The organism is Tistrella arctica (assembly GCF_039630945.1).
Taxonomy (GTDB): Bacteria; Pseudomonadota; Alphaproteobacteria; order Tistrellales; family Tistrellaceae; genus Tistrella; species Tistrella bauzanensis.
In genome coordinates, this window is sequence record NZ_JBBKTV010000001.1 from 267,991 (window position 1) to 280,870 (window position 12,880).

Consider the following 12,880-nt stretch of genomic DNA (forward strand, 5'->3'; position numbering starts at 1 on the left):
CTCCGCCGCCATTGTCGTGTCCGCTCGCCGGCCGCTCAGAACAGGAAGGCGTCGGCGGTGAGGTTGGCGAGCGGCATGGCGACCTCGATGATGAAGTCGCTGGTGCCGTCGCCGTCGCTGTCCATGGCGATGGCGGTGAAGCCGGCATTGGACGAGTCGGCGATGCGGACTTCACCGGCGGTGCCGCTATAGGCGCCGGTGCCGATATAGGTCAGCGCCTCGCGTGCGGTGGTCGCGGGATCGATATCGAGGGTGGAGAAATCGATCCGGTCGCCCGCGGCGATGTCCAGATCCATGATCCGGTCGCGGGTGGCGCCGCCGATGCTGCTATCCGACAGCGACTGGAACACGAACCGGTCGGCACCGTCGCCACCGGTCATGATGTCGCGGTTGGCATTGCCGATCAGCACGTCGTCGCCGGCCCCGCCAAGCAGGATATCGTTGCCGCTGCCGCCATCGATCACGTCGTTGCCGTCCCGGCCCTCGATCTGGTTGGCGGCGGTGCTGCCGGTCAGGGTATCGCCGGCACTGCCGCCGATCAGGTTCTCGATCGAGATCAGGGTATCGCCATCGGATGCCGTCCCCAGGGCCAGATCGACCGTGATGGCGCCTGTTGCATCCTCATAGCTGGCGGTGTCGGTGCCGGTGCCGCCATCGAGCGTATCGGCGCCGCCGCGGCCGTTGAGGAGGTCGTTGCCGGCGTTGCCGGTGAGGGTGTTGACGCCGGCGTCGCCAAGGAGCGTGTCTGCGATGTTGGAGCCCAGGAGATTTTCGATGGAGATCAGCGTGTCGCCGTCCCCCGTGGTGCCGGCGGCTAGGTCTGCGACGAGGGCAATAGGCGAATCTCCCGACCAGAGAGTGTCGTTCCCGTCGCCGCCATCGACGATATCGATGCCAAGATAGCCACTCAAGGTGTCGTCGCCGTCACCGCCTTCGACGACGTCGTCACCTTCCCAGCCGTTCAGGACGTCGTTGCCAGAACTTCCTTTCAGATGATCGCCAGCTTGACTTCCGATAATAGTGTCGACGTCAAAGTATCGGTCGCCCTCAGCATAGCCTCCGCTGCCAGTTCCAGTCATAAGGTCTACCTGGATTGAAACCTCAGTGTGAATATAATTAACAATATCATTATCTGTGCCACCGTAGAAAATATCGACACCAGTGCCAGCGATTAGGCTATTTCGGCCAGTGCCACCGATAAAAGTAATTCCTTGATCTGATGCTATAACCTTATCATCAAAATCACCACCGATAACCTGTTCGATTCCGGAAAACTGATCTATGTCCGTTGTCGTGTATTCACCTGTCGATGGAATGCCATAGCCGGCTGTTCCGTTTATCATGTCGAACACGACACTGTCCGTCGCATCCGCATAACTCAGCGTATCGAACCCATCCCCGCCATCAATGACATCCGCGCCATCGCTGCGAAGGATGGTGTCGTCACCAGCGCCGCCGCCGATGACGTTGACGCCATCACTGCCGGTGACCGTATCGTCAAACGCCGACCCGATGACATTCTCGATCGCCACGAGCGCGTCACTGCCGTCACCGCTGGCCGTGCCGGCGCCGAGGTTCACGGTGACCGCTGCCGCCGCCGCGGCATAGCTGACCGTGTCGGTGCCGTCGCCGCCGTCGAGGGTGTCGTTGCCCAGGCCGCCGGCCAGCAGGTCGTTGCCGGCGGCGCCGCTCAGCAGGTTGTCGCCGGCATCGCCGGTGATGGTGTCGCCGCCATTGCCGCCGATCACGCCTTCGATCGAGATCAGCGTGTCGCCATGGGTGTTGGCGCCGGTGGCGAGGTCGATGGTCTGGCCGGTCCACTGTTCCAGATAGCTGGCGATGTCGAAACCGTCGCCGCCGTCGAGCCTGTCGGCCCCGTGGCCGCCGCGAAGCACGTCGTCGCCGGTGCCGCCGCTCAGCGTATCGATGCCTTCACCGCCGGCGAGCACGTCGTTGCCGTCGCGGCCGTCGAGCGTGTTGGCGCCGCCATCGCCGCTGAGCGTGTCGTTGCCACTGCCGCCGATCAGGTTCTCGATCGAGATCAGGGTATCGCCGTCGGAGTTCGCACCGCCGATATCGACGGTGACGTCTGTGGTGAAGGCTTCATAGCTGACCGTGTCGCTGCCGGTATGGCCGTCGATGACATTGGCGCCGATCGCACTGATGATCATGTCGCCCGACTGGCCGCCGGTCACATTCTCGATGTCGATCAACTGGTCGCCCTGGCTGCTGGTGCCGGCCACGAGGTCGATGATCAGGCTGCCGCCCTGCTCGACATAGCTCGTGGTGTCGCTGCCGCTGCCGCCCTCCAGGCGATCGGCACCATTGCCGCCGCGCAGGATGTCGTCGCCGGTGCCGCCGCGCAGGATGTCGTCGCCATCGCCGCCGGCCAGGCGGTCGTCGCCATCGCCGCCGTCCAGGATGTTGGCGATGCCGGTGCCGTTCAGGGTGTCGTCACCGCTGCCGCCGATCAGGCCTTCGATGGATGAGAACTGGTCCTCATTGCCTTCCGTCGCGCCCAGATTGACCGTGATGCCGGTGGTGCGGTCCTCATAGCTGGCATAGTCGAAGCCCTCGCCGCCGATAAGCTGGTCGGCGCCCAGCCCGCCGATCAGCCGGTCGTTGCCGGAACTGCCGCTCAGGCGGTTATCGCCGTCATCGCCAATGATCGTGTCGTCATGGCTGCTGCCGGTGGCGTTCTCGATCGAGATCAGAACATCCTGGTCCGAGGTGGTGCCGGTGGCGAGGTCGATCGTCATCCCGGTCTGGGCATCGCTTGCCGAGACCGTGTCGATGCCGTCGCCGCCATCGATATGGTCGGCGCCGGCGCCGCCATAGAGGGTGTCGTCGCCAAGGCCGCCGCTGAGGGTGTCGTCGCCGGCATAGCCGACCAGGATGTTGGCGTCGTCATTGCCGGTCAGGATGTCGTCGAACTGGCTGCCATAGACGTTCTCGATGGTGTCGTAGGTGTCGCCGGCCGCTTCACCTTCCGTGCCACTGCCAAGGGCGAGATCGACCGTCACGCCGCCTGCGGCATCACCATAATAGACCCCGTCGATCCCGTCGCCGCCGGCCATGGCCTCGCTGCCGGCCGAACTCACCAGGATGTCGTTGCCGGCAGCACCATCGATGCTGGCGCCGGCGACCGACAGGATGACGTCGTTATAGGCGCTGCCGATCACCGCTTCGACGTTCGCGATCTGATCGATCGGTGCGCCGTCCGCGAAGCCCAGGAAGTTGCCAAGACCCGCTTCGCCGGTGGCGAGATCGATGCGCATCCCGGCGCCGGCGTCTGCATAGGTCACCGTATCGATGCCGTCGCCGCCATCGATGGCATTCGCACCCTCCGAGCCGGCGATCACATCATCGAAAGCCGAGCCGGTGACATTCTCGATCGCGATCAGGGTATCGGTGCCATCGCCGCCTGCGGCCAGGCCTGTGCCGAGATTCACGGAAACCGCCGCCGTTGCCGCGGCATAGCTGACGGTGTCGGTGCCATCGCCGCCATCGAGGGTGTCGTCGCCAAGGCCGCCGGCAAGCAGGTCGTTGCCGCCAAGGCCGCGGATGACATTGGCACCGGCCGCGCCGGTCAGGACGTCGTCGAACGCGGTGCCGGTCAGGTTCTCGATGGAGATGAAGCTGTCGCCATCGGGGTTGGCGCCGGTTTCGAGATCGACCGTGACACCGGCGCCGTGGTTGGCATAGCTGACGGTGTCGGTGCCATCGCCGCCATCGAGACTGTCGGCCCCGGCGCCGCCGTCGAGGGTGTCGTCACCGGCACCACCGCTGAGGGTGTTGGCCTGGGCGTCGCCAGTGAGGGTGTCGTTGCCGCTGCCACCGCTGACGGCTTCGATGCCGGTCAGCGTGTCGCCATCCGAACTGGTGCCGGTGCCGAGATCGACCGTGACCCCGCCGGTATCGGTGCCATAATCGGCGATGTCGAACCCTGCGCCGCCATCGATCGTATCGGCGCCCGCGCCACCTGTCAGGGTGTCGTTGCCGTCGCCACCCGCGAGGATGTCGTCGCCATCACCGCCGTCGAGCCGGTTGTCGCCGGCATTGCCGGTGAGCATGTCATTGCCGCTGCCGCCCCGGGCGCCCTCGATCGAGATGAAGACATCGTCATCCGGATTGACGCCGGTTGTGAGGTTCACCGTCACCGGCCCGGTGCGATCGGCATAATCGGCCAGATCGATCCCATCGCCGCCGTCGAGGGTGTCGAGCCCGAGGCCGCCCTGGAGCAGATCGTCGCCAGCGCCGCCGGTCAGGCGGTTGTTGCCGGCGGTGCCGATCAACTGATCGTCATGGGCGCTGCCGGTGAGGTGCTCGATGCCGACCAGCACATCGCCGGTCGCCTCGTCGTCGGGCGCGGTGCCGATGCCGCCGGACACCAGGCTGACCGCGACGCCGGCGGCCGCATCGGCATAGCTCGCGGTGTCGGAGCCGGCGCCACCCTCCAGCCGGTCGGCACCGCGGCCGCCGGAGAGGGTATCCGAGCCCGCGCCGCCGCGGAGAAGGTCGTCGCCATCGTGTCCTTCCAGCGTGTCGTTGCCGACGCCGCCATCGATGGTGTCGGCAGTGTCGCTGCCGGCGATGATATCGGCATGAGCGGAACCGATGACGGCCTCGATACCGTCATACTGGTCGCCGGCCGCGTCGCCCGCAGAACCGCCGGTGATCAGGTCGACATGCACGCCGCTTGCCGCCGTTCCGTAATCCGCCGTGTCGAAGCCACTGCCACCGATCAGGGCATCGGCGCCGGCTCCGCCGACGAGAATGTCATCCCCGTCTCCACCGGCCAGCTCGTCATCGCCGCCAGCGCCGCTGAGATAATCGTCCCCGTCGCGCCCTTCGAGACGGTTGTTTCCGGCATTGCCGATCAGGGTGTCTGCGCCCGATCCGCCAATGACGCCCTCGATGCCGGTCAACAGATCGCCGTCGGGGTTTTCGCCGTCGAGTTCGACGGTCAGATCGTCGATGCGGCTGTCGTAGCTGACCATGTCGAAGCCGGCGCCGCCCTCCAGCCGGTCGGCGCCAAGGCCACCGTCGAGCACATCGTCGCCGGCACCGCCGATCAGAATGTCGGTGCCATTGGTGCCGGTCAGCCGGTCATCGCCGTCGCCACCTTCCAGACCCTCGATCGAGATCAGCGTATCGCCATCGGGGCCGGTGCCGCCAAGGGCTGCCTCGAACCCGTCACTGCGGTCGGCATAGCTCGCGATGTCGATGCCGTCGCCGCCATCGAGCGTGTCGGCCCCCAGGCCGCCGCGGAGCACGTCGTCGCCGTCGCCGCCCGAGAGCAGGTTGACGCCGTCATCGCCGATCAGGGTATCGGCGCCGCTGCCGCCGGTCAGGTTCTCGATGCCGGCGAGGGTGTCGCCATCGCTGGCGGTTCCCTGGTCGAGATCGGCGGTGATGCCGGCGGTGGTGTCGGCATAGCTGGCGGTGTCGGTGCCGTCGCCCCCATCGAGCGCGTCGGCGCCGAGCCCGCCTCGGAGAACGTCGTCGCCGGCGCCGCCGGCGAGCGTGTTGGCGCCGTCATCACCGCCGAGATCGTCGTTGCCGGTGCCGCCGGTCAGGTTCTCGATGCCGTTGAGGGTGTCGCCATCACTGGCGGTCCCCAGGGCGAGATCGGCGGTGATGCCGGTGGTGGTGTCGGCATAGCTGGCGGTGTCGGTGCCGTCGCCACCATCGAGCGTGTCGGCGCCGAGCCCGCCTCGGAGAACGTCGTCGCCGGCGCCGCCGGCGAGCGTGTTGGCGCCGTCATCGCCGCCGAGGTCGTCGTTGCCGGTGCCGCCGGTCAGGTTCTCGATGCCGATGAAGATGTCGCCATCGGAGTTGGCGCCGGTGGCGAGATCGGCGGCCACGGCCGTGATGCGTCCGGCATAGCTGGCGGTGTCGGTGCCATCGCCGCCGTCGAGGGTGTCGGCGCCCAGGCCGCCGCGGAGCAGGTCGTCGCCGGCGCCGCCCGACAGCGTGTTGATGCCGTCATCGCCGCCCAGCACGTCGTTATGGGCGGAACCTTCCAGGTTCTCGATCCCCACCAGCACGTCGCCTTCGGCGTCGCCGCCCGCGCCGATCACGGCATTGGTGATCGTGACGGGGGCGCCGCCCGCAAAGCCGGCCCAGGCGCCCGCCACCGTCTGGCGGACGGAAAGATCGATGCTCACGGCCGAAGCCGAGCCGGCATAGGACGCGGTGTCGGCATCCTCGGCGGGATCGTAGAGCTCGGCGATATCCGCAGGCAGCGTCAGTTCGCCGCCGGCAATCAGATCCGCGCCGGCCCCGCCGGTGAGAACATCGCTGCCAAGGCCGCCGTCGAGAACATCGGCACCGGTCCCGCCGCTGATCGTGTCATTGCCGTCATCGCCGAGAATGCCGTCGTCACCCTCGCCACCATCAATGATGTCGTTGCCGTCGCCGCCCTCTATTGCGTCGTCACCGTCGCCGCCATCGATGACGTCGTCACCGTCGCCGCCCTCGATCTGATCCGAACCGGCACCACCGTCGATGATGTCGTTGCCCGTGCGACCACGCAGCGTATCCGCTCCGCCAAGGCCCAGTATGGTGTCGTCGCCGGAGCTGCCATTGATCACATTATTCGCATCGGTGCCGGTATACGTCGCCATGCCGCGGTTCCCTTGCCTGGGGGGTCACATGATGACGCATGGTGATATGTGGCGCGGCTGTCCGTCAACCATTGCACATCAAGACTCTTTTATGAAAGTACCGTGGATTGAGGAATTCGCCTGTATGTTCAACAGCCTTAGGGTCTCATCCTTAAAAATATCTTAACGCACTTTATGCGTTGGTCGCCGCGAGTCCCGACGGTGGGACGGTGGAGCGGGCGTCTGGTCACTTGATCCCCGCCCGCATGAACGACTGGACGAAGGCCCTCTGGAAGATCAGGAAGGCGATCAGCAAGGGTGCCGCCGACAGCAGGGTGGCGGCGGTGATGATCGACCAGTCGATGCCCTGATCGGTCGAGGCGAAGACGGCGAGGCCCACGGTCAGCGGCCGGGTCTCCACCGACTGCGTCACCACCAGCGGCCAGAGGAAATTGTTCCAGTGGTGGCTGATCGACACCAGGCCATAGGCGACATAGACCGGTCTGGCCAGGGGCACATATACCCGCCACATCAGCCCCCACAACCCGCAGCCTTCCAGGCGGGCGGCGTCGTCGAGTTCCTTGGGGATGCCCAGGAAGGTCTGACGCATCAGGAAGATGCCGAAGGCCGAGGCGATATAGGGCAGGCCGACGCCGGTGATGGTATCCACCAGCCCCAACCCTTCGAGCGTGCGGTAATTCTGCACGATCAGCACGTCGGGCATGATGGTCAACTGGATCAGCACCAGGATGAACAGCAGGTCGCGGCCGGGAAAATGCAGCCGCGCGAAGGCGAAGGCGGCCAGAGTGCCGATGACCAGTTGTCCGGCCAGAATGCCGGTGACCAGCATCACCGTGTTCAGCATATAGCGCGGGAAGGGCGCCGCCTCCCAGGCGGCGCGGAAATTGTCGAGCGTCAGGGGCGCCGACAGGCTGAACCGGGTGGCATAGGCGCCGGGATGAAACGCCGTCCAGATCGCATACAGCACCGGCAGCGCCCACAGCACCGCCAGCAGCCAGGCGCCCAGATCGATCAGGCCGGGCAGGGCGCGATCAGGCCGCGTGAATGGGCGTGTCCGGCTCATCGATAGTGCACCTTGCGATCCAGCAGGATGAACTGGCCGATGCCGGCCAGCGCCAGGATGACCAGCAGCACCACCGAGATCGCCGCCGCATAGCCGGTATCCCAGAACCGGAAGCCGGTTTCATAGACATAGAGCAGCAGCAGGGTGGTTGCGTTGTCGGGCCCGCCGCGGGTCATGACGATCACGTGATCGACCATCCGGCACGCATTGATGATGGCGTTCACCAGCACGAACAGGGTGGTCGGCGCCACCAGGGGCCAGATCACCCGTCGGAACCGTGCCCAGGGCCCGGCGCCTTCCAGGGTCGCCGCCTCGATCAACTGCGGCGGAATCTGGGTGAGGGCCGCCAGATAGAAGATCATGAAAAATCCGGCTTCCTTCCAGATCGCCACCACGATGATGGCGCCGAGCGCGGTTTCCTGCGAGCCCAGCCAGTTGGTGGCGCCGAAGCCGAACAGGCCGGCGATCTGGTCGAGCAGGCCATAGCCGGGGGTGTAGAAGAACAGCCAGATATTGCCGACCGCGATCATCGGCAGCACGGTGGGCGTGAAGAAGGCGAGCCGGGCCAGGCCGCGGCCACGGATCTTCGACGACACCAGCATCGCCATGCCCAGCGAGATCAGGATGGTGGCCGGCACGGTGGCGGCCGCGAAGATCAGATTGTTCCAGGCGGCCTTCAGGAACACCGGGTCGTCGAGCAGATAGCGGTAATGATCGAGCCCGATGAAGCGGGCCGGCCGGTTGGCCTTGGGGGTGGTATAGAGCGCCGAGATCACCGTCTGCACCGCCGGCAGATGCGTGAAGGCGCCAAGCAGCACCACCGCCGGCAGCAGCATCAGGCTCGCGGGCAGAAGATGGCGGAGCGCGGGCGGATGGCGCATCGGATGTGGCTTTCGGCGTGAAAACGGCGAGACCGCCCCTGGATGTCGGGCGGGGCGACCCGGTATCCAGGGGCGATGACGGTCGCGGTGTCGCGGCTCAGCGATAGCTGCGCAGGATGCGCTGGGCTTCCGACTGGGCCTCGGCCAGCGCCGGGGCGGGTTCCTTGGTACCGGTCAGCACGGCCTGCAACGCGTTGTTCAGCGCCTGGGTGACACGCTGGTTCTCATGCGTCGACAGCTCGGCCACCGAATGCTCCAACTGGTCGCGGGCGACGGCCGCGGGCGGGAAATCCTTCACATAGGCCTGCATTGCCGGGGTCTGCCAGGCATCGGGGCGCACCGCCACATAGCCGGTATCGATGCCCCACTGGGCCGCGCGCTCCGGTGTGGTCATCCAGGTGACGAAGGTCATCGCCGCCTGCTTCTGGGCATCGGTCGCCTGCGACAGCACATAGAAATTGCCGCCGCCGGTGGGCGATCCGCGCCGGGCCTTGGCCGGCAGCATGCCGACGCCGAAGTCGAACGGCGCATTCTTGCGGATATTGGTCAGGTTGCCGGTGGTGGTCCAGATCATCGCCGCCTTGCCTTCGAAGAAGTCGCGCGGCGTGGTGCCCCATTCCACGATGCCGGGGGCATGGATCTTCTCGTCGGCCGACAGGCTGCGCCAGAAGCTCAGCGCCTCGATCACCTTCGGATCGTCGAAATGAGTGACCGTGCCGTCATCGCTGGCCAGTTCGATGTCGTTCTGGGTGGTCAGCGCCTGGAACAGCCAGTAGGGGAAGCCCGAGGACGGGATCTGCACGCCCCAGCGGGTGACGTTGCCGGCGTCGTCGCGTTTGGTGAGCTTATGGCCATAGTCGACATACTCGGCCCAGCTATCCGGCCCCTTCTCGGGGTCGAGTCCGGCCTCGCGGAAGGCATCCTTGTTCCAGAAGGCGACGATGGTGGACCGCTGGAACGGAATGCCCCAGGTCTTGCCGCCGGCCTGGCTGTTGGCCATGAACGCCGGATAGAACGCGTCGGGCAGGGCCTTCTGTTCCGGGGTGGTGGCGATGTCGTCGAAGGGCACGATCGCGCCTTCGTCGATCAGCGTGTACATGTCGGTCGACAGCATCACCGCCAGTTCCGGGGCGTCGCCGCCCTTGAACGCGGTCAGCGCCTTGGTGACCGTGTCCTGATAGCTGCCGGCATAGATCGGGTTCACGTCGATGGCGGGGTTCTCGGCCTCGAAGCGCGCGACATAATCGTCGATCAGTTTGGTGATCGGGCCGCCGACCGCGACCGGATAATAGAAATCGATGCTGGTCTTGTCGGCTGCGTGGGCGGCGGTGGCGAAGCCTATGGCCGCGGCGGCGAAGCCGATGGTCGCGGCGCCGGCAAGGGCGGCGCGTGCCGTCTGGGTCAGGATGCGGGGCATCATCTAACATGTCCTCCGGAGGGGTGCGTGGACGGGGTCAGCCAGCAGGGCTTGAGGGCAGGGCGGTTGGGGGCGGAACGGATAGGGTTCAGGCGCCGAGCAACGATCCGGCATTAGCGCCGGGATCTGCCACGCGGCGGCCGGTTGCGGCATCGAAGACATGCAGGCGCCCATGGGCGATCGACACAGAGACCACCATGCCCGGGCTTGCGGGATGATGGCCGGGCAACCGTGCGGTCAGCCGTCCGTCTGCGGGCGCGAAACCATCCAGTTGCACGCCCACAAGGCAGTCGGCGCCCAGATATTCGCGGTCGACCACCATGCCGGTCAGGGGATGGGCGGGGCGGGGTGGGCGCGGGCGCATCGGATCGGCCAGCGGCGTCAAGGTGATATCCTCGGCACGCGCACCTGCCAGCCGGCCGGTCATGCGCGGTGGCCGCACCAGACTGATCGGTGGCTGGCCGATGAAGCGGGCGGCGAATACCGTCTCAGGCCGCTCATACAGACGGTCGGGGGCCGCCGCCTGTTCGACGCGCCCACCGTTCATCAGCACCACCTGATCGGCCATGCTCATCGCTTCGGCCTGATCGTGGGTGACATAGATCATGGTCAGGCCCAGGCGCTGCTGCAGGGCGCGGATCTCGCGCCGCATCTCGGCCCGCAGCCGCGCATCCAGGTTCGACAGCGGTTCGTCCATCAGGCACAGCGGCGCGCGGGCGACCAGGGCCCGGCCCAGGGCCACCCGCTGCTGCTGCCCCCCCGATAGCTGTGCCGGTCGCCGGTCGAGCAGCCCGTCCAGCCCCAGAAGTCCGGCGACCTCGGCAAGCCGCTGCTGGCGTTCGGTCACGGGCAGGCCGCGCACCTCCAGCCCGAACAGGATGTTGCGGGCGACCGACAGATGCGGAAACAGCGCATAGGACTGGAAGACCATCGCCAGATCGCGATTGCCCGCGGGCACCCGGGTGACGTCGCGGCCGGCGATGACCACCCGGCCGGCATCGGCGGTGTCGAGCCCGGCAATGATCCGCAATGTGGTCGATTTGCCGCAGCCCGATGGCCCAAGCAGCACCAGAAGTTCGCCGGGGCGAGCCTCCAGCGAGACATCGTCCAGTGCGTTGAAATCGCCCCAGCGCCGCGACACATGATGCAGGCTCAGACCGACGCCGACGGCGGGATCCGGTATCGGCGGCGGCGCAATCCCGGTCATCGGCCGGTCTCCTGTTGCCATACCCGGTCCTGTTCGCCGGCGACGATCACGCGCGTGCCCGCCCGGTCGAGATGGGCCGCGATCGGCTCCGGGGGCGGCAGATCGGTGATCAGGGTGTCGGTGTCGTCGATCCGGCCGCCGCTGGCACTGGCCGTGCGGCCGAATTTCGATGCATCGGCGATCAGTAGCCGATGCCGGCAATGACGGCTGATCGCCAGCCTTGCGCGCACTTCGTCGGGGGTGAAGTCCAGCAGGGTGCCGTCGGGATCGATGCCCCCCACCCCCGCGATGCCGAAATCGACCCGATAGGCGCTGAACACCCGCTCCGCCGCCTCACCCACCACGCCCCGGTCGCTCAACCGCCCGCCGGCAATGGTGATGTCGATCTGGCCCGCATCCGACAGCAGATTGGCGATGGCGACGTTGTTGGTGATGACGGTGAAGGCGGCGCCGCGTTCGGCCAGAACCCGGGCCACCTGTTCGGGCGTGGTGCCGATGCCCAGCGACAGCGAGGCGCCGTCGGGGATCAGTGCGGCCGTGGCCCGCGCGATCGACTGCTTGGCGGCCAGGTTAAGCACCTGGCGCGTGCCATAGGCGATGTTGCGGTCGGGCCAGGCGGCGCCGCCATGCATGCGCCGCAGCCGGCCATCATCCGACAGCACGTTCACGTCGCGTCGGATGGTCTGGGGCGTCACATCGAAGCGCGCGGCCAGGGCGTCGATGCCGACATAACCGGCATCGCGGATCATGGCCAGAATTTCTGATCGGCGGCGTGTTGCGTTCATGTGCAGCATCGTGAGCCCATCGGCCCGGCCGTTCAAAAGAAGCTTCGGTTTTCATTTGATGACGGATTGACGACGATAATCCGTTCGTTCGCGCGATATGAGATTTTCATCCGAACAGAACGCCCCCTGCGCATTCGCTGCTGGCCCACCACGGTTGATTTCGGCTAGAAGCTTCATTTGATCGGCCCGGTGGGGTGCTGCACAATGACACAGCGTCCTCCCCGCAGGCCGAAGGGCTCATCCCGTGCCTGTTGAACGGGACGGCAGGCGCGACAGGTAGGGCATCAAGGCAATGGACAGACGCACCGGTTCTACGGGCGATGCTGCGGCGGCAAAGCCGGCGGCGGCCAATCTGCCGGTGACGGTCCGCGAGATCCGTGCCGGCGACGCGGCGGCGGCGCTCCGGGTGTGTATCGCCGCCTGGGAAAAGGGGCCCGGCGGCCTGCTGCCGGCATCGGCGCGCGCACCGATGGCCGATGGCGCGCCGATCGCGGCAATCCTGCGGGATGCGCCCGAACGGATGCTGGTGGCCGATGTCGGCGGCCATGTGCTGGGCGTGGTGGCCAGCGAGAGCGGCGACGAACAGTTGACTGATCTGTGGGTGGAGCCGCGTGCCTGGGGCCGGGGGCTTGGCAGCCAGTTGCTGACCGCGTTTGAACAGGCGGCAGCGGCCAGGGGCTGCAAACGCGTCACGCTTGAAACCCTGATCGGAAACGATCGGGCGGTCGCCTTCTTTCGGCGGCGTGGATATCGGCTGGTGGAACGGTTCACCACACGTGACCGTGATCTTCACATGATGATCGAGAAGCTCCGCCTGGAGAAGCGTTTGGCGTGACGCGCGTTTCGTTGTGACCGTTCGGCCTTCCTTGATCGATCATTATGCGGTGTCTTGATCGCG

At 66.6% G+C, this 12,880-nt stretch carries 7 protein-coding genes; 1 reads left to right on the top strand and 6 read right to left on the bottom strand.

Annotated features, from left to right (window positions below; genetic code table 11):
- Positions 1 to 35: 35 nt before the first annotated feature.
- The 6 genes from WG924_RS01225 to WG924_RS01250 form a co-directional block, all read right to left on the bottom strand.
- Positions 36 to 6,629, bottom strand: coding sequence for a M10 family metallopeptidase C-terminal domain-containing protein (locus WG924_RS01225; protein WP_345930992.1), 6,594 nt, complete (start codon positions 6,627 to 6,629; stop codon positions 36 to 38).
- A gap of 226 nt (positions 6,630 to 6,855) precedes the next feature.
- A complete protein-coding gene (locus WG924_RS01230; protein ID WP_345930993.1) occupies positions 6,856 to 7,692 on the bottom strand; it encodes a carbohydrate ABC transporter permease in 837 nt (278 codons plus the stop codon).
- The gene (locus tag WG924_RS01235; protein ID WP_345930994.1) at positions 7,689 to 8,573 is read right to left on the bottom strand and encodes a carbohydrate ABC transporter permease; all 885 of its coding nucleotides are present in this window, start codon (positions 8,571 to 8,573) and stop codon (positions 7,689 to 7,691) included. The genes WG924_RS01230 and WG924_RS01235 overlap by 4 nt, the downstream gene beginning before the upstream one ends.
- 97 nt (positions 8,574 to 8,670) lie before the next feature.
- On the bottom strand, positions 8,671 to 9,990 hold the full coding sequence (locus WG924_RS01240) for an ABC transporter substrate-binding protein (RefSeq protein ID WP_345931729.1): 1,320 nt from the start codon (positions 9,988 to 9,990) through the stop codon (positions 8,671 to 8,673).
- 88 nt (positions 9,991 to 10,078) lie between these two features.
- Positions 10,079 to 11,197 carry an ABC transporter ATP-binding protein gene (locus tag WG924_RS01245; protein ID WP_345930995.1) on the bottom strand — a complete coding sequence of 373 codons (1,119 nt, stop codon included), beginning with the start codon at positions 11,195 to 11,197 and terminating at the stop codon, positions 10,079 to 10,081.
- Positions 11,194 to 11,982 carry a DeoR/GlpR family DNA-binding transcription regulator gene (locus WG924_RS01250; protein WP_345930997.1) on the bottom strand — a complete coding sequence of 263 codons (789 nt, stop codon included), beginning with the start codon at positions 11,980 to 11,982 and terminating at the stop codon, positions 11,194 to 11,196. Before WG924_RS01250 ends, WG924_RS01245 begins: the two co-directional genes overlap by 4 nt.
- Positions 11,983 to 12,274: 292 nt before the next feature.
- On the opposite strand from WG924_RS01250, the gene WG924_RS01255 reads away from it, so the two are divergent.
- A complete protein-coding gene (locus WG924_RS01255; protein ID WP_345930998.1) occupies positions 12,275 to 12,817 on the top strand; it encodes a GNAT family N-acetyltransferase in 543 nt (180 codons plus the stop codon).
- Positions 12,818 to 12,880 lie beyond the last annotated feature (63 nt).

Excerpts from the sequence above, each read along its gene's own strand:
- WG924_RS01225 (WP_345930992.1), bottom strand. The coding sequence starts at position 6,629 with ATGGCGACGTATACCGGCACCGATGCGAATAATGTGATCAATGGCAGC.
- WG924_RS01250 (WP_345930997.1), bottom strand. The coding sequence starts at position 11,982 with ATGAACGCAACACGCCGCCGATCAGAAATTCTGGCCATGATCCGCGAT.
- WG924_RS01235 (WP_345930994.1), bottom strand. The coding sequence starts at position 8,573 with ATGCGCCATCCGCCCGCGCTCCGCCATCTTCTGCCCGCGAGCCTGATG.
- WG924_RS01245 (WP_345930995.1), bottom strand. The coding sequence starts at position 11,197 with ATGACCGGGATTGCGCCGCCGCCGATACCGGATCCCGCCGTCGGCGTC.
- WG924_RS01240 (WP_345931729.1), bottom strand. The coding sequence starts at position 9,990 with ATGCCCCGCATCCTGACCCAGACGGCACGCGCCGCCCTTGCCGGCGCC.
- WG924_RS01230 (WP_345930993.1), bottom strand. The coding sequence starts at position 7,692 with ATGAGCCGGACACGCCCATTCACGCGGCCTGATCGCGCCCTGCCCGGC.
- WG924_RS01255 (WP_345930998.1), top strand. The coding sequence starts at position 12,275 with ATGGACAGACGCACCGGTTCTACGGGCGATGCTGCGGCGGCAAAGCCG.